21 protein-coding genes are annotated in these 26,608 nt (G+C 70.7%); 13 read left to right on the top strand and 8 right to left on the bottom strand.

All coding sequences use genetic code 11. The features are described 5' to 3' along the window. The first annotated feature begins 16 nt into the window (after positions 1 to 16). Positions 17 to 1,273 carry a DivIVA domain-containing protein gene (locus tag AOQ37_RS25960; RefSeq protein ID WP_062647417.1) on the top strand — a complete coding sequence of 419 codons (1,257 nt, stop codon included), beginning with the start codon at positions 17 to 19 and terminating at the stop codon, positions 1,271 to 1,273. A gap of 184 nt (positions 1,274 to 1,457) precedes the next feature. Here AOQ37_RS25960 and ileS read toward each other — a convergent pair whose 3' ends face one another. Next, positions 1,458 to 4,625: an isoleucine--tRNA ligase gene (gene ileS, locus AOQ37_RS25955; RefSeq protein WP_062647415.1), complete on the bottom strand. Its 3,168-nt coding sequence runs from the start codon at positions 4,623 to 4,625 to the stop codon at positions 1,458 to 1,460. Positions 4,626 to 5,216: 591 nt separating this feature from the next. Between ileS and AOQ37_RS25950 the strand changes: the two genes are divergently transcribed. The 6 genes from AOQ37_RS25950 to AOQ37_RS25925 all read left to right on the top strand — a co-directional run bounded on the left by AOQ37_RS25950 (position 5,217) and on the right by AOQ37_RS25925 (position 11,067). Continuing rightward, a complete protein-coding gene (locus AOQ37_RS25950; RefSeq protein ID WP_062647414.1) occupies positions 5,217 to 6,356 on the top strand; it encodes a TraR/DksA family transcriptional regulator in 1,140 nt (379 codons plus the stop codon). A gap of 67 nt (positions 6,357 to 6,423) precedes the next feature. Further along, the gene (gene lspA, locus AOQ37_RS25945; RefSeq protein WP_062647412.1) at positions 6,424 to 7,020 is read left to right on the top strand and encodes a signal peptidase II; all 597 of its coding nucleotides are present in this window, start codon (positions 6,424 to 6,426) and stop codon (positions 7,018 to 7,020) included. 133 nt (positions 7,021 to 7,153) lie between these two features. Then, entirely contained in the window at positions 7,154 to 8,098 is a 945-nt protein-coding gene (locus tag AOQ37_RS25940; RefSeq protein ID WP_062647410.1) for an RluA family pseudouridine synthase, read from the top strand. Next, positions 8,095 to 8,583, top strand: a complete 489-nt coding sequence (locus AOQ37_RS25935; protein ID WP_062647408.1) for a GNAT family N-acetyltransferase — start codon at positions 8,095 to 8,097, stop codon at positions 8,581 to 8,583. Before AOQ37_RS25940 ends, AOQ37_RS25935 begins: the two co-directional genes overlap by 4 nt. 65 nt (positions 8,584 to 8,648) lie before the next feature. Next, the gene (locus AOQ37_RS25930) at positions 8,649 to 10,235 is read left to right on the top strand and encodes a Na+/H+ antiporter (RefSeq protein WP_062647406.1); all 1,587 of its coding nucleotides are present in this window, start codon (positions 8,649 to 8,651) and stop codon (positions 10,233 to 10,235) included. A gap of 91 nt (positions 10,236 to 10,326) precedes the next feature. Then, positions 10,327 to 11,067, top strand: coding sequence for an SDR family NAD(P)-dependent oxidoreductase (locus AOQ37_RS25925; RefSeq protein WP_062647865.1), 741 nt, complete (start codon positions 10,327 to 10,329; stop codon positions 11,065 to 11,067). A gap of 3 nt (positions 11,068 to 11,070) precedes the next feature. Here AOQ37_RS25925 and AOQ37_RS25920 read toward each other — a convergent pair whose 3' ends face one another. Next, positions 11,071 to 12,183: a mechanosensitive ion channel family protein gene (locus AOQ37_RS25920; protein WP_062647404.1), complete on the bottom strand. Its 1,113-nt coding sequence runs from the start codon at positions 12,181 to 12,183 to the stop codon at positions 11,071 to 11,073. A 98-nt stretch (positions 12,184 to 12,281) separates the two neighbouring features. On the opposite strand from AOQ37_RS25920, the gene AOQ37_RS25915 reads away from it, so the two are divergent. Next, entirely contained in the window at positions 12,282 to 12,851 is a 570-nt protein-coding gene (locus AOQ37_RS25915) for a dienelactone hydrolase family protein (protein WP_062647402.1), read from the top strand. A 27-nt stretch (positions 12,852 to 12,878) separates the two neighbouring features. Here the strand turns inward: AOQ37_RS25915 and AOQ37_RS25910 are convergent, their stop codons facing one another. From AOQ37_RS25910 to AOQ37_RS25895, 5 genes are all read right to left on the bottom strand, one after another. Next, positions 12,879 to 14,558 carry an alkaline phosphatase D family protein gene (locus AOQ37_RS25910; RefSeq protein ID WP_062647400.1) on the bottom strand — a complete coding sequence of 560 codons (1,680 nt, stop codon included), beginning with the start codon at positions 14,556 to 14,558 and terminating at the stop codon, positions 12,879 to 12,881. A gap of 128 nt (positions 14,559 to 14,686) precedes the next feature. After that, positions 14,687 to 15,115, bottom strand: coding sequence for a hypothetical protein (locus AOQ37_RS40510; RefSeq protein ID WP_159401370.1), 429 nt, complete (start codon positions 15,113 to 15,115; stop codon positions 14,687 to 14,689). 170 nt (positions 15,116 to 15,285) lie between these two features. Continuing rightward, the gene (locus AOQ37_RS25905) at positions 15,286 to 16,128 is read right to left on the bottom strand and encodes a thioredoxin domain-containing protein (RefSeq protein ID WP_062647863.1); all 843 of its coding nucleotides are present in this window, start codon (positions 16,126 to 16,128) and stop codon (positions 15,286 to 15,288) included. A gap of 111 nt (positions 16,129 to 16,239) precedes the next feature. Then, complete coding sequence (locus AOQ37_RS25900; RefSeq protein ID WP_062647398.1) at positions 16,240 to 16,932, bottom strand: hypothetical protein; 693 nt, start codon at positions 16,930 to 16,932, stop codon at positions 16,240 to 16,242. A gap of 68 nt (positions 16,933 to 17,000) precedes the next feature. Next, positions 17,001 to 18,326: a DUF2252 domain-containing protein gene (locus AOQ37_RS25895; protein WP_062647396.1), complete on the bottom strand. Its 1,326-nt coding sequence runs from the start codon at positions 18,324 to 18,326 to the stop codon at positions 17,001 to 17,003. Positions 18,327 to 18,541: 215 nt separating this feature from the next. On the opposite strand from AOQ37_RS25895, the gene dnaE reads away from it, so the two are divergent. Beyond that, positions 18,542 to 22,081, top strand: coding sequence for a DNA polymerase III subunit alpha (gene dnaE, locus AOQ37_RS25890; protein WP_062647394.1), 3,540 nt, complete (start codon positions 18,542 to 18,544; stop codon positions 22,079 to 22,081). A gap of 137 nt (positions 22,082 to 22,218) precedes the next feature. Here the strand turns inward: dnaE and AOQ37_RS40910 are convergent, their stop codons facing one another. Then, positions 22,219 to 22,383: a hypothetical protein gene (locus tag AOQ37_RS40910; RefSeq protein ID WP_199825085.1), complete on the bottom strand. Its 165-nt coding sequence runs from the start codon at positions 22,381 to 22,383 to the stop codon at positions 22,219 to 22,221. Between the two features lie 223 nt (positions 22,384 to 22,606). Here AOQ37_RS40910 and AOQ37_RS25885 point away from each other — a divergent pair, with 223 nt between their 5' ends. From AOQ37_RS25885 to AOQ37_RS25870, 4 genes are all read left to right on the top strand, one after another. Further along, positions 22,607 to 23,839, top strand: a complete 1,233-nt coding sequence (locus AOQ37_RS25885; RefSeq protein WP_062647392.1) for an NYN domain-containing protein — start codon at positions 22,607 to 22,609, stop codon at positions 23,837 to 23,839. A 107-nt stretch (positions 23,840 to 23,946) separates the two neighbouring features. Then, positions 23,947 to 24,921: an ABC transporter ATP-binding protein gene (locus AOQ37_RS25880; protein WP_062647390.1), complete on the top strand. Its 975-nt coding sequence runs from the start codon at positions 23,947 to 23,949 to the stop codon at positions 24,919 to 24,921. A gap of 109 nt (positions 24,922 to 25,030) precedes the next feature. Continuing rightward, positions 25,031 to 25,858, top strand: coding sequence for an ABC transporter permease (locus tag AOQ37_RS25875; RefSeq protein WP_062647389.1), 828 nt, complete (start codon positions 25,031 to 25,033; stop codon positions 25,856 to 25,858). 34 nt (positions 25,859 to 25,892) lie between these two features. Then, the gene (locus AOQ37_RS25870; protein ID WP_078890360.1) at positions 25,893 to 26,582 is read left to right on the top strand and encodes a DUF2567 domain-containing protein; all 690 of its coding nucleotides are present in this window, start codon (positions 25,893 to 25,895) and stop codon (positions 26,580 to 26,582) included. Positions 26,583 to 26,608 lie beyond the last annotated feature (26 nt).

Here is a 26,608-nt window from a genome sequence, read left to right as displayed (position 1 = left end):
ACGTTGAGGTGAAGAGATGCCGTTGACCCCCGAGGACGTGCGGAACAAGCAGTTCACGACCGTCCGCCTCCGAGAAGGCTATGACGAGGACGAGGTCGATGCCTTCCTCGATGAGGTCGAAGCCGAACTGACCCGCCTGCTTCGTGAGAACGAGGACCTGCGGGCCAAGCTGGCCGCGGCCACGCGCGCTGCTGCCCAGAACCAGCAGAACATGCGCAAGCCGCCCGAACAGGACCAGCAGCAGGGTGGCATGCCCCAGCAGGGCGGCATGCAGCAGCAGGGCATGCCCCAGCAGGGGATGCCTCCGCAGGGCATGCCGCAGCAGGGCATGCGAGGCCCGGGTGCTCCGGTGCCCGCCGGCATATCGGGCCCGCCGCAGCAGCAGATGGGTGGCCCCATGGGTGGCCCGCCCCAGCTGCCGAGCGGTGCGCCGCAGCTGCCCGCCGGCCCCAACGGCGGCCAGGGCGGTCCGCAGGGCCAGGGCCCGATGGGTCAGGGTCCGATGGGCCAGAACCCCATGCAGCAGCAGATGGGTCAGGGTCCGATGGGCCAAGGCCCCATGGGTCAGGGCCCGATGGGTCAGGGTCCGATGGGCCAGAACCCCATGCAGCAGCAGATGGGTGGCCCGATGGGCGGCCCCATGGGCGGTCCGATGGGCGGCCCCGGTCAGGGCCCCGGTGGCGACAGCGCCGCCCGTGTCCTCTCGCTGGCCCAGCAGACCGCCGACCAGGCGATCGCCGAGGCCCGTTCCGAGGCCAACAAGATCGTCGGTGAGGCGCGTTCGCGTGCCGAGGGTCTCGAGCGGGACGCCCGTGCCAAGGCCGACGCCCTGGAGCGGGACGCGCAGGAGAAGCACCGCGTCGCGATGGGCTCCCTGGAGTCCGCCCGCGCCACGCTGGAGCGCAAGGTCGAGGACCTGCGTGGCTTCGAGCGCGAGTACCGCACGCGTCTGAAGTCGTACCTCGAGTCCCAGCTGCGTCAGCTGGAGACCCAGGCCGACGACTCCCTGGCTCCGCCGCGTACTCCGGCCACGGCTTCGCTGCCGCCGTCCCCGGCGCCTTCCATGGCTCCGGCCGGTGCCGGTGCCCAGTCCTACGGCGGCAACCCCGGCATGGGCGCTCCCAGCCCGGCCGCGCCGTCCTACGGCGGGCAGCAGCAGATGTCGCCGGCGATGACCCAGCCGATGGCTCCGGTGCGGCCGCAGGGCCCGTCGCCGATGGGTCAGGCTCCCTCGCCGATGCGTGGCTTCCTCATCGACGAGGACGACAACTGACGGCCTGTAGTACGCCTTAGGCGTCGGCAGCGTTCAAAGGGCGGGACCCCGGATCACCATCCGGGGTCCCGCCCTTTTTACGCGTGTTGACGGCGATCATGCGCGCCCTCGCCGGACCCGCACGCCGACATGCGAAGGGCCCGGCCCCCAGGGGGGAACCGGGCCCTCGCCGGTGCCTTACGCCCTACGCCTTGCGCAGGCGGAACGTCAGCGTCAGGCCGTCGTCCGTGAACGGGGCGCCGTACGTGTCGTCCGCCTCGCCCTGGGCGAAGTCCGTGGCGAGCACCTCGTCGGCGATGAGGCCGGCGTGGCCGGACAGGGCGTCCGCCGTCGCCGGGTCGGTCGCGGTCCAGCGCAGCGCGATGCGGTCGGCGACGTCGAGGCCGCTGTTCTTGCGGGCCTCCTGGATCAGCCGGATCGCGTCCCGGGCCAGGCCCGCCCGCCGCAGCTCCTCGGTGATCTCCAGGTCGAGGGCGACCGTCGCGCCGGAGTCGGAGGCGACGGACCAGCCCTCGCGCGGGGTCTCCGTGATGATGACCTCGTCGGGGGCCAGGGTGATCGTCTCGCCGTCGACCTCCACCGAGGCCGTGCCCTCGCGCAGGGCGAGGGACAGCGCGGCCGCGTCGGCGTCGGCGACGGCCTTGGCGACCTCCTGGACGCGCTTGCCGAACCGCTTGCCGAGGGCGCGGAAGTTGGCCTTGGCGGTCGTGTCGACCAGGCTGCCGCCGACCTCGGAGAGGGACGCCAGCGACTCGACGTTGAGCTCCTCCGTGATCTGCCCGTGCAGCTCGCGGTCGAGGGCGTCGAAGCCGCTCGCGGCGATCAGGGCGCGCTTGAGCGGCTGACGGGTCTTGACGCCCGACTCCGCGCGCGTGGCGCGGCCCAGCTCCACCAGGCGGCGGACCAGGACCATCTGCTTCGACAGTTCCGGGTCGATCGCGGAGAGGTCCGGCTCCGGCCAGGCGGCCAGGTGGACCGAGTCCGGGGCGTCCGGGGTGACCGGCACGACGAGGTCCTGCCAGACCCGCTCGGTGATGAACGGCGTCAGCGGGGCCATCAGCTTGGTGACCGTCTCGACGACCTCGTGCAGGGTGCGCAGCGCGGCCTTGTCGCCCTGCCAGAAGCGGCGACGGGAGCGGCGGACGTACCAGTTGGAGAGGTCGTCGACGAACGCGGAGAGCAGCTTGCCGGCGCGCTGGGTGTCGTACGCCTCCAGAGCCTGCGTCACCTGGTCGGTGAGCGCGTGGAGTTCGGAGAGCAGCCAGCGGTCCAGCACCGGGCGGTCGGCCGGGGCCGGGTCGGCCTCACTCGGCGCCCAGCCGGACGTACGGGCGTACAGCGCCTGGAAGGCGACCGTGTTCCAGTACGTCAGGAGCGTCTTGCGGACGACCTCCTGGATGGTGTTGTGGCCCACCCGGCGGGCCGCCCACGGGGAACCGCCGGCCGCCATGAACCAGCGCACCGCGTCGGCGCCGTGCTGGTCCATCAGCGGGATCGGCTGAAGGATGTTGCCCAGGTGCTTGGACATCTTGCGGCCGTCCTCGGCGAGGATGTGGCCCAGGCAGACGACGTTCTCGTACGACGACTTGTCGAAGACCAGCGTGCCGATCGCCATCAGCGTGTAGAACCAGCCGCGGGTCTGGTCGATGGCCTCGCTGATGAACTGCGCCGGGTAGCGCGACTCGAAGAGGTCCTTGTTCTTGTACGGGTAGCCCCACTGCGCGAACGGCATCGAACCCGAGTCGTACCAGGCGTCGATGACCTCCGGCACGCGCGTGGCCGTCCGCCCGCAGCCGTCCTGGGGACAGGCGAAGGTGACGGCGTCGATGTACGGGCGGTGCGGGTCCAGCTCGGACTGGTCGGTGCCGGTGAGTTCGGACAGCTCCGCGCGGGAGCCGACGACGGTGAGGTGGTCCTCCTCGCAGCGCCAGATCGGCAGCGGGGTGCCCCAGAAGCGGTTGCGGGACAGCGCCCAGTCGATGTTGTTGTTCAGCCAGTCGCCGTAGCGGCCGTGCTTGACCGTGTCCGGGAACCAGTTGGTCTTCTCGTTCTCCTGGAGGAGGCGGTCCTTGACGGCCGTGGTGCGGATGTACCAGGACGGCTGCGCGTAGTAGAGGAGCGCGGTGTGGCAGCGCCAGCAGTGCGGGTAGCTGTGCTCGTACGGGATGTGCTTGAACAGGAGGCCGCGCTGCTGGAGGTCCTCGGTGAGCTTTTCGTCCGCCTTCTTGAAGAAGACGCCGCCGACCATCGGGACGGACTCCTCGAAGGTGCCGTCCGGGCGGACCGGGTTGACGACGGGCAGGCCGTAGGAGCGGCAGACCTTGAGGTCGTCCTCACCGAAGGCGGGGGACTGGTGGACCAGACCGGTGCCGTCCTCGGTGGTGACGTACTCGGCGTTCACCACGTAGTGGGCGGGCTCCGGGAACTCCACGAGCTCGAACGGACGTTGATAGGTCCAGCGCTCCATCTCGGCGCCGGTGAAGGTCTCGCCGGTGGTCTCCCAGCCCTCGCCGAGCGCCTTGGCGACCAGCGGTTCGGCGACGACGAGCTTCTCCTCGCCGTTGGTCGCCACGACGTAGGGGACCTCGGGGTGCGCGGCCACGGCCGTGTTGGAGACGAGCGTCCAGGGGGTCGTCGTCCACACCAGGAGGGCGGCCTCGCCGGCGAGCGGACCGGAGGTGAGCGGGAAACGGACGTACACGGACGGGTCGACGACCGTCTCGTAGCCCTGGGCCAGCTCGTGGTCGGACAGGCCCGTGCCGCACCGGGGGCACCAGGGGGCGACGCGGTGGTCCTGGACCAGCAGGCCCTTGTTGTAGATCTCCTTCAGCGACCACCAGACCGACTCGATGTACTCGGGGTCCATCGTGACGTAGGCGTCGTCGAGGTCGACCCAGTAGCCCATGCGGGTAGTCAGCTCGGAGAACGCGTCGGTGTGGCGGAGCACGGACTCGCGGCACTTGTCGTTGAAGGCGGCGATGCCGTACGCCTCGATGTCCTGCTTGCCGGAGAAGCCGAGCTCCTTCTCGACCGCGAGCTCCACCGGGAGGCCGTGGCAGTCCCAGCCGGCCTTGCGCGCCACGTGGTAGCCGCGCATGGTGCGGAAGCGGGGGAAGACGTCCTTGAAGACGCGGGCCTCGATGTGGTGGGCGCCCGGCATGCCGTTGGCGGTGGGCGGGCCCTCGTAGAACACCCACTCGGGGCGGCCCTCGGACTGCTCCAGGCTCTTGGCGAAGATCTTCTGCTCGCGCCAGAAGTCGAGCACCGCGTGCTCGAGGGCGGGCAGGTCGACCTGGGCGGGCACCTGTCGGTACTGCGGCTGCGTGTTCAACGAGCTTCCTCCGGCGGACATACTGTCTTCCGTCGGAGGGACGAGAGCCGACTTGGCTGTCTACGCCGTGTGCGGCGCGCTCCCGCGGTACCACCCTCCTTGGCCCTCCGGCGCCCTCTGCGCGCCGGTGAGCCCCCTCATTGGGGTCGCGATGCCGGTTCTACTGGCCTTCGCCTGTCGGCTGGGGCTTTCCTCCGGCGGCTCCGGGGTGATCTTCACGTCGCGCTCGCCCCCGGGCTTCCACCGTCCCCGGGTCGCTCTGGGCTGCGTACGCCGCTACTCGTCCCCATCCACGCTTTTCGCTCCGCCCAGTGTACGGCTCCGCGACGACAGCGGCCGACGGGTTTTCGGGGGCGCCGGACCCGGTCTCCGGTCCGGTCCGGAACAACCCCAATGGTCGCTATGTGTGATGGTATGGGTGCCCGGATTCCGGGATGCCCGGCTCGGCGGATTACCGGGCGGGGAGCTGGGCACAACGGATGCAGGCTTGCCGCGTGGCGTGCGCGAGGCGGGCGAATCGGGCGGTGCGCCCCGTTGCCGCGGGCTCCAAGTCGATTTATCGTCCCAGCACGATTCGCGTGCAAGATCACAATATGTGAAGGGGCCGCGGCCATGGTGGCGAAGAAGACCGCCGTACAGCAGTCGTCGTCCGGCAGCTCCACGCGTGCCTCCGGTGTTTCCGATGCCTCCGGCGCCTCTGGTGCTCCCGGTCCGTCCGGTGCCTCCGGTCCGGCCGGTGCCTCCGGTTCCTCCGGTGGCGCGGCCAAGGACGGCAGGGCCGTGAAGACGGTGCGGTCGGTCGCGGCCGGGGCGCCGAAGAAGTCGGTGGCCAAGAAGGCCGCCGCCGGGAAGTCCGCCGCCGGCAAGGCGGTGGCCCGAAGACCGGTGGAGGAGGAAGCGGCGCAGGCGGGGGCGGGCGCACCGGAAGGGAACGGCGGTCCGGCCGGGAAGGCGCCCGCGGCGAAGAAGACCGCCGCGAGGAAGACCGCCGCCGAGAAGGCAGCCGTGAAGACGGGCGTCGCGAAGAAGAGCGTCGCCAAGAAGAGCGTCGCCAAGAAGGGCGTGGCGAAGAAGGCGGCCACGGCGGTCGCCGGCAAGGCGGCTGCCAAGAAGTCCGCCGCCAGGAAGGTCACCGCGAAGAAGGTCGACGCCGAGAAGGTCACCGACGAGAAGATCGTCGGTGCCGAAGGCGTGACCGGGACGAGTGCGGGCAGGAAGAGCACGGCCAAGAAGGTGGGCGCGGCCTCGGCCGCGGAGCAGACGGGAGCCACGACTGTGGTTGCGAAGAAGACTCCGGGTACGGCCACAGCGGCGAAGACCGCCGTTCCCAAGGCACGCCTCGCCGCAGCGGAGCCGGGCGAGCTGGCGGTGCGCCCCGGCGAGGAGCCGTGGACGCCGGAGGAGGTCGAGGAGGCCCGCGCGGAGCTCGACTCCGAGCAGGCGCGGCTGCGGGCGGAGCTCGCCTCCTCCGAGGCGGCCCTGACGGGCCTGATGCGGGACTCGGGGGACGGTGCCGGCGACGACCAGGCGGACACCGGCACGAAGAACATCACGCGCGAACACGAACTGGCGCTGGCCGCCAACGCGCGCGAGATGCTGGTGCAGACCGAGCACGCCCTGGAGCGGCTGGACGCCGGTACCTACGGCCTGTGCGAGAACTGCGGCCAGGCCATCGGCAAGGCCCGGATGCAGGCCTTCCCGAGGGCCACGCTGTGCGTCGAGTGCAAGCAGAAGCAGGAGCGCCGGTACTGATCACCTGGCTGCCGGGGGGTGTGCCGTACCCTCGTCCTCAGTCAGGTACCTAGGTTGAGGGACTCACGTGGCAGAGGCGGAGCGCGTCATCGGTACGCCGGACACCCCAGAGGCGGGATCCGAGCCGGAGCAGTCGTCCGGCCCGGACGGGCAGGAGAGCACCGGGGCGCGGCCCAGGGGCAAGCGCCGCATCGCCGTGCTCTTCACCGTCGCCACGATCGCGTACGTGATCGACCTGGTCAGCAAGATGATCGTGGTCGCCGAGCTGGAGCATCACGCGCCGATCGAGATCGTCGGGGACTGGCTGAAGTTCGAGGCCATCCGCAACGCGGGCGCGGCCTTCGGCTTCGGTGAGGCCTTCACCATCATCTTCACGGTCATCGCGACGGCCGTGATCGTGGTGATCGCCCGGCTCGCCCGCAAGCTCTACAGCCTGCCCTGGGCGATCGCCCTGGGGCTGCTGCTGGGCGGCGCGCTGGGCAACCTCACCGACCGGATCTTCCGCGCGCCGGGCGTCTTCGAGGGCGCGGTCGTGGACTTCATCGCCCCGAAGCACTTCGCCGTCTTCAACCTCGCCGACTCGGCGATCGTCTGCGGCGGCATCCTGATCGTGCTGCTGTCCTTCAAGGGACTGGACCCGGACGGGACCGTCCACAAGGACTGACCGCGCGCGGCGGTCGACCACGGCGTTCGACCACAGCCAGCGGTCGGCCACGGTGGCTGTCGGCGGGGGTCGTCGGCGGTGGTTGTCCACAGGGCCGTACGGCGGTACCGGAGCCGTCCTGCATACTCGACGGGTGAGCACGATTCCCGAGACCCGTACCCTGCCCGTGCCGGACGGCCTGGAGGGCGAGCGCGTAGACGCCGCCATCTCCCGCATGTTCGGCTTCTCCCGTACGAAGGCCGCCGAGCTGGCTGCGGCGGGGAAGGTCACGGTCGACGGCTCGGTGGTCGGTAAGTCCGAGCGGGTGATCGGCGGGGCCTGGCTGGAGGTCGAGATGCCGCAGGCGCCGGCGCCGGTGCAGATCGTCGCCGAGCCGGTCGAGGGCATGGAGATCGTGCACGACGACGACGACGTGGTCGTGATCGTCAAGCCGGTCGGCGTGGCCGCGCACCCGTCGCCCGGCTGGAGCGGGACGACCGTCATCGGCGGGCTCGCCGCCGCCGGGTACCGCATCTCCACCTCCGGTGCGGCCGAGCGCCAGGGCATCGTGCACCGGCTGGACGTCGGCACCTCGGGGCTGATGGTGGTCGCCAAGTCGGAGCGTGCGTACACGTCGCTCAAGCGCCAGTTCAAGGAGCGCACGGTCGACAAGCGCTACCACACGCTCGTCCAGGGCCACCCCGACCCGACCAGCGGCACGATCGACGCACCGATCGGCCGGCATCCGCACCACGACTACAAGTGGGCGGTCACGGCCGAGGGCAAGCCGTCCGTCACGCACTACGACCTGATCGAGGCCTTCCGCGCGGCCTCCCTGCTGGACGTGAAGCTGGAGACGGGCCGCACGCACCAGATCCGCGTGCACATGGCCGCCCACCGTCACCCCTGCGTCGGTGACCTGACCTACGGCGCCGACCCCACGCTCGCCAAGCGGCTCGGCCTGACCCGGCAGTGGCTGCACGCGGTGCGGCTGGGCTTCGAGCACCCCGGCGACGGGCAGTGGGCGGAGTTCGCCAGCGACTACCCCGAGGACCTGGCCAAGGCCCTGGAGCAGGTCCGCGAGGAGACCTACGGATGAGCGGCCGGGCCACCGACGGCATCCCCGCGTACTCGGTGCGGGTCGCCGAGGACCCCGCCGAACGTGAGGCGTGCTTCGCGGTGCGCAAGGAGGTCTTCGTCGGCGAGCAGGGCGTGCCCGAGGACCTGGAGTACGACGAGCACGACGCGGACGCCGTCCATGTGCTGGCGGTCCGGGAGGACGGACTGCCGCTCGGCACCGGGCGGCTGCTGTCCGGCGCGGCGGCGGCCCCCAGGACCGGCGGCGATCCGTCGGTGGGCTCGCTGGGGCGGCTCGCCGTGACCCGCGAGGCGCGCGGACTGGGCGTCGGGGTCGCGCTGGTGCGGGCCATCGAGGAGGCGGCACGCGCGCGCGGACTCGCGGCCGTGGACCTGCACGCGCAGACCCAGGCGCTGGGGTTCTACGAGCGACTGGGGTACGTGGCCTACGGGCCGCAGGACATGGAGGCGGGGATTCCGCACCGGTCCATGCGGCGTTCCCTGTAGCGGACGGTGGTCGTGCGACGCTTGAGGTCTGGATGTTCTTGATCGTCTAGACCGGAGCGCTGATCGTGGACCAGCTGGCCCTCTTGTTCGTCCTGCTGCTCGGGGCCGTGGTGAGCGTCCCGGTCGGCGACCGGTTCGGGTTGCCGGCGCCGGTGCTCATGACGCTGCTCGGGATCGTCCTCGCGGTGCTCGACTTCGTGCCCAACGTGGAGATCCCGCCGGACCTGATCCTGCCCCTCCTGCTGCCGCCGCTGCTGTACGCGGCGGTGCGCCGGACCTCGTGGCGCCAGTTCGCGGCCAACGTGCGGCCGATCTTCCTGCTGGCCGTGGCGCTGGTGTTCGTCACGACGGTCTGCGTGGCGGCCGTGGCCCACACGATCGTGCCGGGGCTGCCGGTCGCCGCGGCCGTGGCGCTGGGCGCGCTGGTCGCGCCGCCCGACCCGGTGGCCGCGACCGCCGTGGCCGGACAGCTCGGGCTGCCCCGCCGGCTGGTCTCCATCCTGGAGGGCGAGGGGCTGTTCAACGACGTGACGGCCATCGTGCTCTACCACGTCGCGATCGCGGCGGCGGTCAGCGGCTCGTTCTCACCGTGGCAGGCCGGTCTCGACCTGGTCCTGTCCGCGGTGGTGGCGGTGGCGGTGGGCGTCGCGCTCGGCTGGGGCGCTAACAGGCTGCTGGACGTCCTCGGCGACACCACCCTGCAAATCGGGCTGACGCTCCTCGTGCCGTACGCGTCCTACGTACTGGCGGAGGAGTTCCACGGGTCCGGCGTGCTGGCCGTCCTGACCACCGCCATGTTCCTCGCCGAGTACGCCACCGACCCCGACGACGTGCTGACCCGGCTGGCCGGCCACACCTTCTGGGACATCATCGACACCCTCGTCACGGGCGTCGCGTTCGGGCTGATCGGCCTGGAGCTGCACAACGCGATCCGGACGGCGTCCGGGCGGTGGGGGGAGATGCTGGGCTGGGCGGCGGTGATCGTGGCCGTGGTCGTCGTCGTACGGCTGCTGTGGCTGCTGCCGGCGACCTGGCTGACGCAGCGGCTGCACGCCAGGAAGGACCACCTCGAGGACATTCCGACGAACTGGCGGGAGACCCTCGTCATGTGGTGGGCGGGGATGCGCGGGGTGGCCTCGGTGGCGCTGGCGCTGGCCGTGCCGCTCAAGACCGACGACGGCGGGCCCTTCCCCGACCGGGACGAGATCATCTTCATCGCGTTCGGCGTGATCATGGCGACGCTGGTCCTCCAGGGACTGACCCTGCCGTGGCTCGTCAAGCGTCTCGACGTGCGGTCGGACGCCGACCGGGAGAAGGAGTTCGAGAAGGAGCTCGCGGTACGGGCCGCGAAGGCGGCGAAACGGCGGCTGCGCGAGATCGAGGCCGAGGAGGACCTGCCGGAGGAGCTGTCCGAGCAGATGCTGCGACGGGCCTTCGACATCGGGCTGCGGATCAGCCCGGACGTCGGCGAGGACGAACGGCGCGAGGGGCACGACCACCGGGTGCGGAGACTGAAGCGGGTACGGCGGATCCAGGCGGAGATGCTGAGCGCGGCCCGGCACGAGGTGGTCGCCGCGCGCAGCGAGCCGGGCTCCGATCCGGAGATCGTGGACCGCGTGCTGCGCCACCTGGACGTGCGCAGCCTCAAGTGAGACGGCCGGACCCGCCTCGCGCGCCCGGCGGGTTCATGGCGGTCGTGTGAACCGCCACGTCCACGGCCCGCACTCCTCGTACGCTCGGGCCATGGCACGCAACGTGGTGGTCAGTGGAGGCGGAACGGGAATCGGACTCGCCGCGGCGCGGGTCTTCGCCGCGGACGGGGACCGGGTCCTGCTCCTCGGGCGGCGGGCCGAGGTGCTGGAGAAGGCCGGGGTGGCCGGAGCGCTCACCTACGCCGCGGATCTGAGCGAGCCGGAGCGGGTGCGGGGCGTCGCCCGGTTCGTCGAGGCGGAGTTCGGCACCGTGGACGTGCTGGTCCACAGCGCCGGGGGCGCCGGGCACCTGGAACCGCCGAGCGACAGCGCCGATCCGCTCGACCGCGTCGCGCACCACTGGACCGTCAACTTCCGCAGCAACACCCTCAGCGCCGCGCTGCTCACCGAGGCCCTGAAGGACCGGCTCGCCTCGCCGGGCGGGCGGGTGCTGTTCATCGGCTCGATCGCCGCCTACCGGGGATCCGGCAGCGGCGCCTACGGCGCCGCCAAGGCCGCGCTGCACCCGTACGCCCGTGATCTCGCCCGGGAACTCGGGCCCCGGGGCGTCACCGTGAACGTCGTCGCCCCGGGGTTTGTCGAGGACACCGGTTTCTTCGGGGACGCCATCGAACCGGCGCGGCGCGAGCGGCTCATCGGCGAGACCTTCACCGGGCGCGCCGGGACGCCCGGGGACATCGCCGCCACACTGCACTGGCTGGCCTCCCCGGGCGCCGGGCACGTCACTTCGCAGGTCGTCCAGGTCAACGGCGGTGCGGAGCGCGGGAACTGACGGTCAGCGGACCGACCGCGGCGGCTCGTGGACGCGACGGGACGCGCCGTCGGGGGAGGACGACTGGCCGGGCAGACGGCCCGGGGGCAGCGCCGCGTCCGCCGTGTTGACCCTCGGCAGCGCGTAGGGGTGCTCCTTCGACAGCCAGCGGATCATCTCCTCGCGGACCCTGACCCGTACCGTCCAGATGTCGTCGGCGTCCTTCGCCGTGACCAGGGCCCGCACCTGCATGGTGTTGGGCGTGGTGTCGGTGACGTCGAGTCCGCAGGCACGGCCGTCCCAGGCCGGGCACTCGCGCAGGATGTCCCGCAGCTTCTCGCGCATCGCCTCCACCGGCGCCGCGTGGTCGACGTGCCAGTAGACGATGCCGGTCATCTGCGGGGTGCCGCGCGACCAGTTCTCGAAGGGCTTCGAGGTGAAGTACGAGACCGGCATCGTGATCCGCCGCTCGTCCCAGGTCCGCACGGTCAGGAAGGTCAGGGTGATCTCCTCGACCGTGCCCCACTCGCCGTCCACCACAACCGTGTCGCCGATGCGCACCATGTCGCCGAAGGCGATCTGGAAGCCGGCGAACATATTGCTCAGCGTCGACTGGGCGGCCACACCGGCCACGATGCCCAGGATCCCGGCCGAGGCGAGCAGGGAGGCGCCCGCCGCGCGCATGGCGGGGAACGTCAGCAGCATCGAGGCCGCCGCGACCACCCCGACGACGGCCGCCACCACCCTCATGATCAGCGACACCTGGGTCCGCACCCGCCGGACGCGGGCCGCGTCGCGGTGCACGCGCGCGTAGCGGGTGTACGACGTCTCGACGATCGCCGCCGCGATCCTGATCACCAGCCAGGCGGCCGAGCCGATCAGCACCAGGGTGAGGAACTGGCCGATACCGGTCCGATGGTCCTCCAGCAGCTGAGCGGCGTCGTACGACCCTCTCAGCATCGCCGCGCACAGCACGAGCTGATAGGGGATGCGGCCACGGCGCAGCAGACCCCACAGCGGGGTCTCGGGGTGCCGCAGGTCGGCCTTGGACAGCAGGCGGTCGGTGGCCCAGCCGATGAGGACTGTCAGCACGACCGAGCCGCCGACCACGATCACGGGGCGGAGCAGGTTCTCCATGCCTTCGAACGTAACCGGGCCGGAGGGGTCCTGAACATGCGGTTTCTGTGAGGAGGCGCACGCACGGCGTTGTCAGTGCAGGCTGGCACCATGGGCACATGAACATCATGCTCTTTCACTCGACCTACGGTCCGCGGCCCGCGGTGGGCGCCGCGGCGGACCGGCTGCGCGCCGCCGGGCACGAGGTGTGGACCCCGGACCTCTTCGAGGGCCATACCTTCGACACGGTCGAGGAGGGCATGGCGTACAACGAGGAGATCGGCAAGGACGAGCTGCTGAAGAGGGCGGTCCTGGCCGCCGCGCCCTACTCGGAGCGCGGGCTGGTGTACGCCGGGTTCTCGCTCGGCGCGTCGATCGCGCAGACCCTCGCCCTCGGTGACGCCAGGGCGCGCGGCCTGCTCCTGCTGCACGGCACCTCGGACCTGGCGCCGAACGTCTCGGTGGACGGCCTGCCGGTGCAGCTGCACGTCGCGGAGCCGGACCAGTTCGAGACCGACGACTGGCTGAGCGCCTGGTACCTCCAGATGGGCAGAGCGGGCGCGGACGTGGAGATCTACCGGTACGCGGGCGCCGGGCACCTGTACACCGACCCCGAGCTGCCCGACTACGACGAGGAGGCGGCCGAGGCCACCTGGCGGGTGGCGCTCGGCTTCCTCGAGACGCTCTAGGAGGGCCCGGACCCGGTGCCGGGCCGGTCAGACCGGGTCGTAGGTCCGTTCCACCTTCTGGGTGCCGCTGCGCGTGCGGTACGAGCGGGACCAGGCGGAGGTCGCGGTGGCGCTGGTGCGGTCGGACAGCACGTAGTAGTCCATCTGCGCGCGCTCGGCGGTGATGTCCAGGACGCCGTAGCCGTGCCGGTCGGTGTCCACGTAGTGGACGTGCCGGTTCGCGGCCCTGATGACCGGGGAGGCGATCGCGGTGAGCGTGCCCTCCGGGACCTTCACGATGTCGTCCAGGTTGTCCGAGGTCACCGAGGTGACCACGAACTCCGTGGCGGCCGAGGCCGACAGCGGGTAGGTCCCGGCGTCCACCGGCACGTCGTTGGCCCACGCCATGTGGATGTCACCGGTCAGGAAGACGGTGTTGCGGATCGCGTTCGAGCGCAGGTGGGCCAGGAGCTCACGGCGGTCGTCGGTGTAGCCGTCCCACTGGTCGGTGTTGAGGGCTATGCCCTCCTGCGGCAGGCCCAGCAGCTTGGCGAGCGGCTTGAACAGGTCCGCGGAGAGCGCGCCGATCGCGAACGGCGAGATCATCACCGAGTTGCCGACCAGCCGCCAGGTGGTGTCGGAGGACTTCAGCCCGGCCTTCAGCCAGTCGAGCTGGGCGCGGCCGGTGAGCGTGCGGTCCGGGTCGTCGACGGTGCCGTTGCCGACGGCGGCCTGCTGCGAGCGGAAGGACCGCAGGTCCAGCAGGGACAGATCGGCGAGCTTGCCGAAGCGCAGCCGGCGGTAGGTGGTGCCGGCGATGGCCGGCCGGACCGGCATCCACTCGAAGTAGGCCTGTTTGGCGGCCGCCTGCCGGGCCGACCAGGCACCCTCGGCGCCCTCGGTGTGGTTCTCGGCGCCACCCGACCATGTGTCGTTGGCGAACTCGTGGTCGTCCCAGATCGCGACGACCGGCGCCTTCGCGTGCAGGGCCTGGAGGTCCGGGTCCGTCTTGTACTTGCCGTGCCGGGTGCGGTAGTCGGCGAGGGTGAGGATCTCGTGCGTGGGCGCCGTCTGCCGTACGACGGTCCCGCGCGTGCCGTACTCACCGGTGCCGTACTCGTAGATGTAGTCGCCCAGGTGCAGCCAGGCGTCCAGGTCGCCGCGGGCCGCGAGATGACGGTACGAGGAGAAGTAGCCGGCCTCCCAGTTGGCGCAGGAGACCACGCCGAAGCGCAGTCCCGGCACGGCGGCGTCCGCCGCCGGCGCGGTGCGGGTACGCGCCACCGGGGAGTCCGTGCCGCCGGCCGAGAAGCGGAACCAGTAGTCGGTGGCGGGCGCGAGGCCGCGGATGTCGGCCTTGACGGTGTGGTCGGTCGCGGCGGACGCGGTGGTGGAGCCCTTGGCGACCACGTTCGTCAGTGCCTTGTCCGTGGCGACGACCCAGCTCACCTCCGTGGCCGGACCGAGTCCGGAGCCGGGTATCGCCTCGGCGGTGGGTGTCACCCGGGTCCACAGCAGGACGCCGTCGGGCAGCGGGTCGCCGGAGGCGAGGCCGTGCAGGAAGACGGGGGCCTCGGCGGCCCGGGCGGGCAGCGCGGCGGCGAGCGGGCCGGCCAGCACCGCGGTGGCGGCCACGGCCTTCAGCGCCGTACGGCGGCGCGGCGACAGCGAGTTGGGGCGCTCTGACGGGGTGTCGGCGCTCTCGGAGGATCTGTATCGACTGGTCACGGGCGATCAGATTACTGACCAGTACGACAGAAGAGCGGCCGAACTCCCAAAAGTTCGCCCGCTCTTCACGCTGGTTGGTCCTTGCCTGGTCCCGCTGCAGCCGCAGGACGGTCAACAATTCCTGAGGATCAGGCGGTAGCAGTACCTCGGACCATGTTCTTGGGCGATCCGCTTGCCCCGTCCTGGTGCCAGGTGATGACTGTGACCTTCTGGCCTTCAGTCAGGTTTTTGTTGCCCACGGCGCAGGAGTTCCCAGAGCCGTTCGTGTCCTGGATTCGCAGGACGTGGCTTCCGCCGGAGTCGCCCCACTGGACTTCCAGAACTGCTCGGTGTCCATCTGCGTAGTTGTCGCAGACCTTCCAGTGGTCGCCGTCATGGTAGAAGTAGCCGTCTGCGTGCTCGACGGTGGTGCAGCCCAGGGCTCCACAACTCTCGCTGTATGACTTGAGATGAAGATTGGTTCCTGCGAAGGCCGGTGCGGCGCTGAGCGTCACCACTGCCGCGGCCACACCGGCTCCCGTCAGTGCGCGCTTGATGTTGCTGCTCCAGTCGGTCAACTTGGAGTCCTCCCCGATTTCCACTTGTTCTTCCGTGCACACCCGGCCCGAACGCACGTGCGATTCTCAAGCCGGGTGTGCACGTTACTGTGGAGATCTGACGTCAAACAAGGTCATAAACAAGCCGCGGAGACTGAGCCTGTCTGTCGGTGGGAGGTGGAAAGGTCAAGTCAGCCCTTGAGGGCCGCCGTGATCGCCGTGGTGAAGTCGGCGACCGTCATGGGGGCGTTCTGGCCGCCGGAGTCGGTCAGTTTCTTGCCGTCCATGACCAGAGTCGGGGTGCCGCTGACGTCGTCCTTGTTAGTGTCGAAGGTCTTCGACATGGCCAGCGCCCACGCGTCGTAGGTGCCGTTCTTGACGGCGGTCTGGAACTTCGTGTTGCCCTTCAGGGCGGGAACCGTGTCGGCCACCTCGATGAGGTAGCTGTCGCTCTTGAACTTGTCTTCCGACTCGTCCGGGTGCCACTTCGCCGAGTAGAGCGCCGTCTTGTAGTCCAGGAACGCCTCCTGGCTGACGTTCAGCGCGGCGCCCATGGCGCTCATCGCGTTCTTGGAGCCCTCGCCGCGCGACCCGATCGTGCCGTCCTTGAGCTGGTCGCCGTCGAGGAAGGTGCCACCGACGTACTGGATCTTGAACTTGCCGGCGTCGAAGTCGGTCTTCACCGCTGGACCCACGGTCTGCTCGAACGAGGCGCAGACCGGGCAGCGAGGGTCCTCGTACATCTTGAGGACCTTCTTGGCCGTGCTCTTGCCGAGGATGACGGTCGTGCCGTTCGTGCCCGACGTGTTGGCGGGGGCGACCACCTTGGCGTCCTTGGCGTCCTCCCAGTAGCCCGGCTTGTTCGCCTGGACGACGGCGTAACCTATGCCGCCCGCCAGGGCGAGTACGCCGACGACCGAGCAGGCGACGATGATCTGCCGCCTGACCTTGGCCCGCTTGGCCTCGCGCTCACGCTCGATGCGCAGCCGCTCCCGGGCCGCCGTTTTTGCCGCCGCGCTGTTCCGCTTGCTCATGATGTTCTCCAAAGGGACGCGCACGGATGCCGTACGCGGAAGTTCGTGTGGGGACTGAGGGACTGGAGTGGTGCTCGGGGTGCCAGGGGCCGCGCGGACGTGCGGGCCTGGTCAGACCGTGGCGGGCGAGCACGGCGGTCCACGCCGTCCCAGGGAGTGCACGAGAATCCGCTCGCGGACGGTGGTCGACCGGCGGACGGGCCGCGGCAGGCGGCGGGCCGCCGGGGCGCGTCGTACGGTCACCGCGGCGACGGCCAGCAGCAGCGGCCGGAACGTGGTCGCGGTCGCCGCCCGGAGCAGCTGGGCCAGCGCCCGCTCGCCCCGGCGCAGCCAGGCGGCCGCGATCAGGCCGACGCACACGTGCGCGCCGAGCAGCAGCCACGCGGCGGCCGGGTCGGGGTGGGCGAGGAGCCCGCCGAGCTGGTCCGGGTCGGTGCCCGTGACCTGGGCCAGCGGGGTGCCGACGGGTGTGCCGTCGCCGCACAGCACGTCCCAGCCGACCGAGGCCAGCGGGCCGGCGACGGGGCCGCCCGCACGGCCGTAGCAGACGTGCTGGCCGGTGGTGAAGACCGTGTCGGCCGCCAGCTCCAGCGGGATCAGCAGGGCGGCGATCCGCCCGAAGCCGCACTCGCGGCCGGCGAGGACGTACGCGAGGGCGAACACGGCGGCCGCGACGGCGGCCACCGTGTTGAGCGGCAGTGGGGCCCGGGACAGCAGCACGTGCGACGCGGTGCTGAGCGTCACGACGCATGCCGTGAACAGCGCCGCGCGTACGGCTCTGAGTCGGGTCCCGGATATGTCCATAGCGGAGGAGAGTGTGTCACGTGCTCCCGTAGGAGGCCCCTAAAGGGTCCCTGTGAGAAAGCGGACCGTCACAGACCTGGAATCCGGCCGTTGCGGAACAGGTCGACGAAGATCTGGTGGTCGGCCCGCGCGCGTGCGCCGTAGGTGTGCGCGAAGTCGACCAGGAGCGGCGCGAAGCCGTCCTCGTCGGCCGCGATGGCCGCGTCGATGGCGCGCTCGGTGGAGAAGGGCACCAGGGACTCGCCCGAGGTGTCGTCCGCCGCCGCGTGCATCGTGGCCGTGGCCCGGCCCAGGTCGGCGACGACGCCCGCGATCTCCTCCGGGTCGTCGATGTCGCCCCAGTCCAGGTCGACCGCGTACGGCGAGACCTCGGCGACCAGCTGGCCGGCGCCGCCCAGCTCGGTCCAGCCCAGCCACGGGTCGGCGTGCTGCTGGAGGGCGCGCTGGGAGATCACCGTGCGGTGGCCCTCGTGCAGGAAGTAGTCCCGGATCGCCGGGTCCGTGATGTGCCGGGAGACGGCCGGGGTCTGGGCCTGCTTGATGTAGATCACGACGTCGTTCTCCAGGGCGTCGCTGTGGCCCTCGAGCAGGATGTTGTACGACGGCAGACCGGCCGAGCCGATGCCGATGCCCCGGCGGCCGACGACGTCCTTCACGCGGTAGGAGTCCGGGCGGGCCAGGGAGGTCTCCGGCAGGGTCTCCAGATAGCCGTCGAAGGCCGCGAGCACCTTGTAGCGGGTGGCGGCGTCCAGCTCGATGGAGCCGCCGCCCGGCGCGAAGCGGCGCTCGAAGTCACGGATCTCCGTCATCGAGTCCAGCAGCCCGAAGCGGGTCAGCGAGCGGGCGTCGCGCAGCGCGTCGAGCAGCGGGCCCTGCGCGGTGTCCAGGGTGAAGGGCGGCACCTCGTCGCTCTTGGCGCCGGTGGCCAGCGCGTGGATCCGCTCCCGGTAGGCGCCCGCGTACACCTCCACCAGCTCGCTGATCTGCTCGTCGCCGAGCGCCTTGGCGTACCCGATGAGGGCGATGGAGGCGGAGAAGCGCTTCAGGTCCCAGGTGAAGGGCCCGACGTACGCCTCGTCGAAGTCGTTGACGTTGAAGATCAGCCGGCCCGTCGCGTCCATGTACGTGCCGAAGTTCTCCGCGTGCAGGTCGCCGTGGATCCACACGCGCGAGGTGCGCTCGTCGAGGAACGGGCCGCCGCGCTTCTCGGCGTCCACATCGTGGTAGAAGAGGCCGGCGGTGCCCCGGTAGAACGCGAACGCGGAGGCCGCCATCTTCCGGAACTTCACCCGGAACGCGGCCGGGTCGGCGGCCAGGAGCTCGCCGAACGCGGTGTCGAAGACGGCGAGGATCTCCTCGCCGCGGTGCTCGTCGTTGAGCTGCGGAACCGACATCGCTGGGTGCCTCCTGGTGCATGACATGAACGACAGCGTTTCTGTCGTCTCCAACGGGCGGGGCCGGACGAAAGTGCCCGCGGCCCCACCCGTGAAGGTACGTGGGGAACGAGCCCGGGTGTCAGTCGCGAGGCATAGACTTCGACGCTGTCCCCCGATCCGTCCGTAACCGGTGGGACACCCGTTGCCGTTTGTTTCCCTTGGAGGCCGCAGCCGTGTCAAAGCCGCCGTTCACGCACCTGCACGTCCACACCCAGTACTCGCTGCTGGACGGTGCCGCGCGGCTGAAGGACATGTTCGACGCGTGCAACGAGATGGGCATGACCCATATCGCGATGTCCGACCACGGCAACCTGCACGGGGCGTACGACTTCTTCCACACCGCGAAGAAAGCCGGAGTCACCCCGATCATCGGGATCGAGGCGTATGTCGCCCCCGAGTCGCGGCGCAACAAGCGCAAGATCCAGTGGGGCCAGCCGCACCAGAAGCGCGACGACGTCTCCGGTTCCGGCGGCTACACCCACAAGACGATCTGGGCGGCCAACGCGACGGGCCTGCACAACCTCTTCCGGCTCTCCTCGGACGCGTACGCCGAGGGCTGGCTCCAGAAGTGGCCCCGGATGGACAAGGAGACGATCTCCCAGTGGTCCGAGGGCCTGATCGCCTCCACCGGCTGCCCCTCGGGCGAGCTCCAGACCCGGCTGCGCCTCGGCCAGTTCGACGAGGCCCTGAAGTCCGCCGCCGAGTACCAGGACATCTTCGGCAAGGACCGGTACTTCCTGGAGCTGATGGACCACGGCATCGAGATCGAGAGCCGGGTCCGTGACGGCCTGCTGGAGATCGGCAAGAAGCTCGGTATCCCGCCGCTGGTCACCAACGACTCGCACTACACGTACGCGCACGAGGCGACCGCCCACGACGCGCTGCTGTGCATCCAGACCGGCAAGAACCTCTCCGACCCGGACCGCTTCCGCTTCGACGGCACCGGCTACTACCTGAAGTCCACGGACGAGATGTACGCCATCGACTCCTCGGACGCCTGGCAGGAGGGCTGCGCCAACACGCTCCTGGTGGCCGAGCAGATCGACACCACCGGCATGTTCGAGGCGAAGAACCTCATGCCGAAGTTCGACATCCCCGACGGCTTCACCGAGGTCACCTGGTTCAAGGAGGAGGTCCGCCGGGGCATGGACCGCCGCTTCCCGGGCGGCGTCCCCGAGGACCGGCAGAAGCAGGTCGAGTACGAGATGGACGTCATCATCCAGATGGGGTTCCCGGGCTACTTCCTCGTCGTCGCCGACTTCATCATGTGGGCGAAGAACCAGGGCATCGCCGTCGGTCCCGGCCGTGGTTCCGCGGCCGGATCGATCGTCGCCTACGCGATGGGCATCACCGACCTCGACCCGATCCCGCACGGCCTGATCTTCGAGCGGTTCCTCAACCCCGAGCGCGTCTCCATGCCCGATGTCGACATCGACTTCGACGAGCGCAGGCGCGTCGAGGTGATCCGGTACGTGACGGAGAAGTACGGCGCCGACAAGGTCGCCATGATCGGCACCTACGGCAAGATCAAGGCCAAGAACGCGATCAAGGACTCCGCGCGCGTGCTGGGCTACCCGTACGCGATGGGCGACCGTCTCACCAAGGCCATGCCCGCCGACGTCCTGGGCAAGGGCATCGACCTCAACGGCATCACCGACCCCTCGCACCCGCGCTACAGCGAGGCGGGCGAGATCCGCGCGATGTACGAGAACGAGCCGGACGTCAAGAAGGTCATCGACACCGCCAAGGGCGTGGAGGGCCTGGTCCGGCAGATGGGTGTGCACGCGGCCGGCGTGATCATGTCCAGCGAGCCGATCGTCGACCACGCCCCGATCTGGGTGCGGCACACGGACGGCGTGACCATCACGCAGTGGGACTACCCGCAGTGCGAGTCGCTCGGCCTGCTGAAGATGGACTTCCTCGGCCTGCGCAACCTGACGATCATGGACGACGCCGTCAAGATGGTGAAGTCCAACAAGGGCATCGACCTCGACCTGCTGGCGCTGCCGCTCGACGACCCGAAGACCTTCGAACTGCTCCAGCGCGGCGACACCCTCGGTGTCTTCCAGTTCGACGGCGGCCCCATGCGTTCGCTGCTGCGCCTGATGAAGCCCGACAACTTCGAGGACATCTCCGCCGTCTCCGCGCTCTACCGGCCCGGCCCGATGGGCATGGACTCGCACACCAACTACGCCCTCCGCAAGAACAAGCTCCAGGAGATCACCCCGATCCACAAGGAGCTGGAGGAGCCCCTCCAGGAGGTCCTGGCCGTCACCTACGGCCTGATCGTCTACCAGGAGCAGGTACAGAAGGCCGCCCAGATCATCGCCGGGTACTCCCTCGGCGAGGCCGACATCCTCCGCCGGGTGATGGGCAAGAAGAAGCCCGACGAGCTGGCGAAGAACTTCGTCCTGTTCCAGAAGGGCGCCCGGGACAAGGGCTACAGCGACGAGGCGATCCAGGCCCTGTGGGACGTGCTGGTCCCCTTCGCCGGCTACGCCTTCAACAAGGCGCACTCCGCCGCGTACGGCCTGGTCTCGTACTGGACCGCCTACCTGAAGGCGAACCACCCCGCCGAGTACATGGCGGGTCTGCTCACCTCGGTCAAGGACGACAAGGACAAGTCGGCCGTCTACCTCAACGAGTGCCGGCGCATGGGCATCAAGGTGCTCCCGCCGAACGTCAACGAGTCGGTGCACAACTTCGCCGCGCAGGGCGACGACGTGATCCTCTTCGGCCTCGAGGCCGTGCGCAACGTCGGCACCAACGTGGTGGAGTCGATCATCAGGAGCCGCAAGGCCAAGGGCAAGTACGCCTCGTTCCCCGACTACCTCGACAAGGTCGAGGCGGTGGCGTGCAACAAGCGCACCACCGAATCGCTGATCAAGGCGGGCGCCTTCGACACCCTGGGGCACACCCGCAAGGGCCTCACCGCGCACTTCGAGCCGATGATCGACAACGTGGTCGCGGTCAAGCGCAAGGAGGCCGAGGGCCAGTTCGACCTCTTCGGCGGCATGGGCGAGGAGGAGACGAGCGAGCCCGGCTTCGGACTCGACGTCGAGTTCACGACCGACGAGTGGGAGAAGACGTATCTGCTCGCCCAGGAGCGGGAGATGCTCGGTCTGTACGTCTCCGACCACCCGCTCTTCGGCCTGGAGCACGTGCTGTCCGACAAGGCCGACGCGGGCATCGCCCAGCTCACCGGAGGCGAGCACGCGGACGGCGCGGTCGTCACCATCGGCGGCATCATCTCCGGTCTCCAGCGCAAGATGACCAAGCAGGGCAACGCCTGGGCGATCGCCACCGTCGAGGACCTCGCGGGCTCCATCGAGTGCATGTTCTTCCCGGCCACCTACCAGCTCGTCTCGACCCAACTCGTCGAGGACGCCGTCGTCTTCGTCAAGGGCCGCCTCGACAAGCGGGAGGACGTGCCGCGGCTCGTCGCCATGGAACTCCAGGTCCCCGACCTGTCGAACGCGGGCACCAACGCACCCGTGATCCTCACCATCCCGGCCACCCGGGTCACCCCGCCGATGATCAACCGGCTGGGGGAGATCCTCACCCACCACCGGGGTGACAGCGAGGTCCGCATCAGGCTCCAGGGCCCGACCAAGACGACCGTTCTGCGGCTGGACCGGCACCGGGTCAAGCCCGACCCGGCGCTCTTCGGTGACCTGAAGGTGCTGCTCGGCCCGTCCTGCCTGGCCGGCTGAGCACCGCGGGAGCCGACCGGGCGAGGCCGAGCACGGCGGAGCCCGGCAGAGAACGCGGGAGGAACGTACGAGGGGCGCATCCGGTAGCGGATGCGCCCCTCGGTGCGTCCGAGCCGCAACGGCCCGTCGCCGGGACGTCAGTTGTGGCCGAAGCGCTTCTGCCGGCCCTTGCGGGCGACGTCGGCGGGCGTCACCTGGGCGATGCGCTGCTCGGCCTGCGACTCCATCGAGGACTGCTGGGCGGCCTGACGGCCGCGCTCGGACTGCGGCTGTTTACGTTCCTGCTTCTTGTTCTTGGCCATGGTGATCTGCCTCCTGGGAGGATCTGGGGGCCATCGACGGGACCAGACTCACATAGGCTGACTTACGACGCATTTCAGATAATTACCGTCTGTAACAGTGCTTGTCATGCCGCAAGCCCCCGAAACGCCACGCCGAAGATCGAGTTCCGGCCGTTAACCTCCGCGTGGTCGGGCAGACTCGAAGAAAGCCCGAAGCAAACCTCCCGGAAAGAGGGTGAGTCGTGTGGACCGCTGCATCGTCCTGGTGGACGCCGGGTATCTGCTGGGGGCCGCCGCCAGCCTCCTCGCCGGAGAGCCCTCGCGATCGCGGATCACCGTCGACCACTCCGCCCTCGTCCAGGGACTGCGCGAACAGGCCGAGTCGGAGACCGAGCGGCCGCTGCTGCGCATCTACTGGTTCGACGGCGCTCCGGACCGCGTCCCCCAGCCCGAACACCGCAGATTGCGCGTGATGCCCCGGGTGACCGTCCGGCTGGGCGCCCTGACCCGCAGCGACGGCCGCTGGGCGCAGAAGGGCGTCGACGCGGCGATGCACGCCGAACTGACCGAACTGGCCCGCAACCGCGCCTGCTCCGACGTCGTCCTCGTCACCGGCGACGGCGATCTGCTGCCCGGCATGATGGCCGCCAAGGAGCACGGCGTCGCCGTCCACCTGTGGGCCGTCCAGGCCGCCGACGGTGACTACAACCAGTCCGAGGACCTGGTCGCGGAGGCCGACGAACGGCGTGTCCTGGACCGCACCTGGATCACCAAGGCCGTCCGCGCGAAGGAGCTCGGCGGGACCTGCGCGACGCCGCCCGCGCCCCGGCCCGAGATCGCCGCGATCCTCTCCGCGCCGCTGCCCGACTCCGGCCTCGCCCGCGCCGCCGAGCGGAGCGGCGAGGAGACCGAGCACGCCTCCGCCGCCGGCCCCTCCGAGAACGGCGTCGAGGATCGCGTTCCCGCCCCCAAGGGCGGTGTGCCCACCCCCAAGGACCTGGCCGCCCTGCGAGCCCCCGGCGCCCAGGCCGTCCACGCGGTCCAGCAGCCCCCCACCGCCACCCTGCGCTGGTCCTCCGACAAGGGCTGGGTCGACCGGCCCGGGATCGCCGCCGAACCCTCCGAGGTCGCCGCGATGCCCACCCTCGCGCAGCTCACCACGGCCGAGCAGCGCTGGGCCGACCGCGAGGAGGACATCACCACCGTCGGCGGCGACCCGTACGAGGTGGGGCAGGTCTTCGCGCGCCGCTGGATGGGCCGCCTCGGCGAGCAGGGCCAGCTCCAGAAGCTGTCCGGCATGTACCCGCGGATCCCGCACCGCATCGACGGCGAGCTGCTCAGGTACGCGGCCCGCTTCGGACTGCTCGCCCACAAGGACGACCAGATCGACGAACACGACCGGTACGCCATCCGGGCGGGATTCTGGCGCGAGATCGACGTACGGACGGCCGCCGAGCACGCTCCGGCCGGGGACTGAACCCGCCGCCCGCGACGCCCCGACGGCGAGCGGCGGTCCGTGACCCCGTAGTCTCGTCCCTTGTGAGTACGCGCGCGGCACCGCCCATTCGGCACAGGGACGAGGTCGTGTGTGCCGTGCGCGGGCTGACCAAGACCTATCCGGCGGTCCGCGGCCGGCGCGGCACTCCCGCGACACCCGAGGTCCGGGCCACCGACGACGTACACCTGGACATCCGGCGCGGTGAGATCTTCGGACTGCTCGGCCCGAACGGCGCGGGGAAGACCACCCTCGTACGGCAGATGACCGGTCTGATGCGCCCCGACTCGGGCAGCGTGGAGATCCTCGGGCACGACATCGTGCGCCACCCCGAGCGGGCGGCGCGGATCCTCGCCTACCTCGGCCAGGAGTCCACCGCCCTCGACGACCTCACCGTCTCGCTGGCCGCCGAGACCACCGGACGGCTGCGCGGCCTCGACGTACGCGCGGCCCGCCGGGAACGCGACGCCGTCCTCGACGAGCTGGGACTCACCCCGATCGCCGGACGGCCGCTGCGCAAACTGTCCGGCGGACAGCGGCGGCTGGCCTGCTTCGCCGCCGTGCTGGTCGGGGAGCGGCCCCTGCTCGTGCTGGACGAACCCACCACCGGGATGGATCCGGTGGCGCGGCGCGCCGTGTGGGCCTCCGTGGACCGGCGGCGGGCCGAACGCGGGACGACCGTGCTGCTCGTCACCCACAACGTCATCGAGGCCGAGACCGTCCTCGACCGGGTCGCCGTCATCGACCAGGGCCGGGTCATCGCCTGCGACACCCCCACCGGGCTCAAGGAGCAGGTCGCCGACGAGGTACGGGTCGAGCTGGTGTGGCGGGAGCGGGCGCCGCTGGACGTGCCCGAGGTGGCCGCGCTGCGGGAGCGGGCCGTGGAGTCGGGCCGCCGCTGGACGCTGCGGCTGGCGCCCGACGAGGCCCGCGCGGTCGTCGCCACCGTCACCGGCGGGGCCGCCTTCGCGGCCCTCGACGACTTCACGCTGGCCACCCCGAGCCTGGAGGACGTGTATCTGGCGCTGGGCGGAGCGGCACGGCAGGGACTGGTGCGGGCATGAGCGCCCCGGGCATGAGCGCGGCCGGAGCGCGGGGCTCCCGAGTGAGCGAGCGAGCCTCCAGGCCCGTATGGGACGGTATGGGAACCGTAGGGAAGAGGAGCAACGTCACGTGAGTGTCGTACCCGCCGAGGTTCTGCCGGGAAGCGCCCGGGCCGTCACCCGGACGGCGCCCCGCGCCGCCCCAGCCGAGCTGGCACCCCGCGCGCGGCTGTGGCCGTCGCTGGTGGCCGTGTACCGGGCGCAGCTGTCCCGGGCCCGGGTGGCCCGCATCCCGCTGCTGTTCGTGGCGACCTTCCAGTCGGTCGGCATCCTGATCATGATGCGGGGCGTGGTGGACGGGGGCCACGAGGCGGAGGCCGTCGTGGCGGGCTCCGCGGTGCTCGTCGTCGCGTTCGTGGCGCTGAACCTCCTCGCGCAGTACTTCGGTCAGCTGCGGGCGAGCGGCGGACTCGACCACTACGCGACCCTGCCGGTGCCGCCGGCGGCCGTGGTGCTCGGGGCGGCGGGGGCGTACGCGTCGTTCACCGTGCCGGGGACCCTGGTGACCGCGGTCTTCGGATGTGTGCTGTTCGGCCTGCCGCTCACCCACCTGTGGGTGCTCGTGGCCGTGATCCCGCTGGCCGGAGCCGCGCTGTCCGGACTCGGCGCGGCCTTCGGGCTGCTCGCGCCGCGTCCCGAGCTGGCCACCGTGCTGGGGCAGCTCGGTATGTCGGCGGCGCTGCTGCTGGGCGTGCTGCCGCCGGACCGGATGCCGGAGCCGGTGCGCTTCGCCCGCGACCTGCTGCCGTCGACGTACGGGGTCGAGGCCTTCGCCCGGACCTTCCGGGCCGGCCCCGACTGGGCCTTCGTCCTCGGTGACCTCGCCGTGTGCGCCGGTTTCGGCGTGGTTTCCCTGGCCGTCGCCACCTGGGCGTACCGTCGCGCGGCCGTCCGGTGACGCGCGGCACAGACGCGCCTGGCACGATGGCAGGGTGACCGCACCGCTGACTCCGCCTCCGCCGCCGCACGAGCCCTCCCCGCACGCTGCCTGGCCGCCGTCTCCCGGGGGGTACGCGGGAGTCGCCGCCGCGCCCCATGACGTCGCGTACGGACAGGACGGGCCCGGCATGAAGACCGAACTGCGCGAAGCCGCCGTCATCACCGTGGTGGTCGCGATCGCCGGGGCGCTGCTCGGGCTGCTGTGGGTGTGGCTGGCCCCGAAGGTGCCGCTCGTCGGTGACCTGGTGGACGACAACTGGGTCGTCTACTTCAAGGACACCGAGGGGGAGCAGGCGATCGGCGTGGACGGGACGTTCACGCTGCTGGCCCTGGCGTGCGGGGCCGTGAGCGCGGTGGCCGTGTTCCTGTGGCGGCGGCGTGGCGGAGTGCCGCTGGTGATCGCGCTCGCCGTCGGGGGTTTCCTCGGATCGCTGCTGGCGTGGCGGCTGGGGATGTGGCTGGGTCCCGACTCCGATGTGATCGCGCACGCCCGGGCGGCGGGCAAGGGGGTCACGTTCTCGGCTCCGCTGAAGCTCGGGGCGAAGGGGGCGTTGCTGGCGTGGCCGTTCGCGGCGGCGCTGGTGCACCTCGGGCTCACGGCGTTGTTCGGGCCCCGGGATCCCGATCCGTACCAGGCGCAGATGGGCATGCCCAAGGACGGGTACGGGGCGCCGATGGGCTAGGGGCGGGTTTCCTCGCCCCCGCCGCC

The organism is Streptomyces maremycinicus (assembly GCF_001184025.1).
GTDB classification, from domain to species: domain Bacteria; phylum Actinomycetota; class Actinomycetes; order Streptomycetales; family Streptomycetaceae; genus Streptomyces; species Streptomyces maremycinicus.
This window is presented reverse-complemented; position numbering and strand designations above follow the sequence as displayed.

Excerpts from the sequence above, each read along its gene's own strand:
- ileS (WP_062647415.1), bottom strand. The coding sequence starts at position 4,625 with ATGTCCGCCGGAGGAAGCTCGTTGAACACGCAGCCGCAGTACCGACAG.
- AOQ37_RS25935 (WP_062647408.1), top strand. The coding sequence starts at position 8,095 with ATGAGCGGCCGGGCCACCGACGGCATCCCCGCGTACTCGGTGCGGGTC.
- AOQ37_RS25950 (WP_062647414.1), top strand. The coding sequence starts at position 5,217 with ATGGTGGCGAAGAAGACCGCCGTACAGCAGTCGTCGTCCGGCAGCTCC.
- AOQ37_RS25905 (WP_062647863.1), bottom strand. The coding sequence starts at position 16,128 with ATGAGCAAGCGGAACAGCGCGGCGGCAAAAACGGCGGCCCGGGAGCGG.
- AOQ37_RS40910 (WP_199825085.1), bottom strand. The coding sequence starts at position 22,383 with ATGGCCAAGAACAAGAAGCAGGAACGTAAACAGCCGCAGTCCGAGCGC.
- AOQ37_RS25920 (WP_062647404.1), bottom strand. The coding sequence starts at position 12,183 with ATGGAGAACCTGCTCCGCCCCGTGATCGTGGTCGGCGGCTCGGTCGTG.
- AOQ37_RS25925 (WP_062647865.1), top strand. The coding sequence starts at position 10,327 with ATGGCACGCAACGTGGTGGTCAGTGGAGGCGGAACGGGAATCGGACTC.
- AOQ37_RS25915 (WP_062647402.1), top strand. The coding sequence starts at position 12,282 with ATGAACATCATGCTCTTTCACTCGACCTACGGTCCGCGGCCCGCGGTG.
- AOQ37_RS25895 (WP_062647396.1), bottom strand. The coding sequence starts at position 18,326 with ATGTCGGTTCCGCAGCTCAACGACGAGCACCGCGGCGAGGAGATCCTC.
- AOQ37_RS25900 (WP_062647398.1), bottom strand. The coding sequence starts at position 16,932 with ATGGACATATCCGGGACCCGACTCAGAGCCGTACGCGCGGCGCTGTTC.
- AOQ37_RS25960 (WP_062647417.1), top strand. The coding sequence starts at position 17 with ATGCCGTTGACCCCCGAGGACGTGCGGAACAAGCAGTTCACGACCGTC.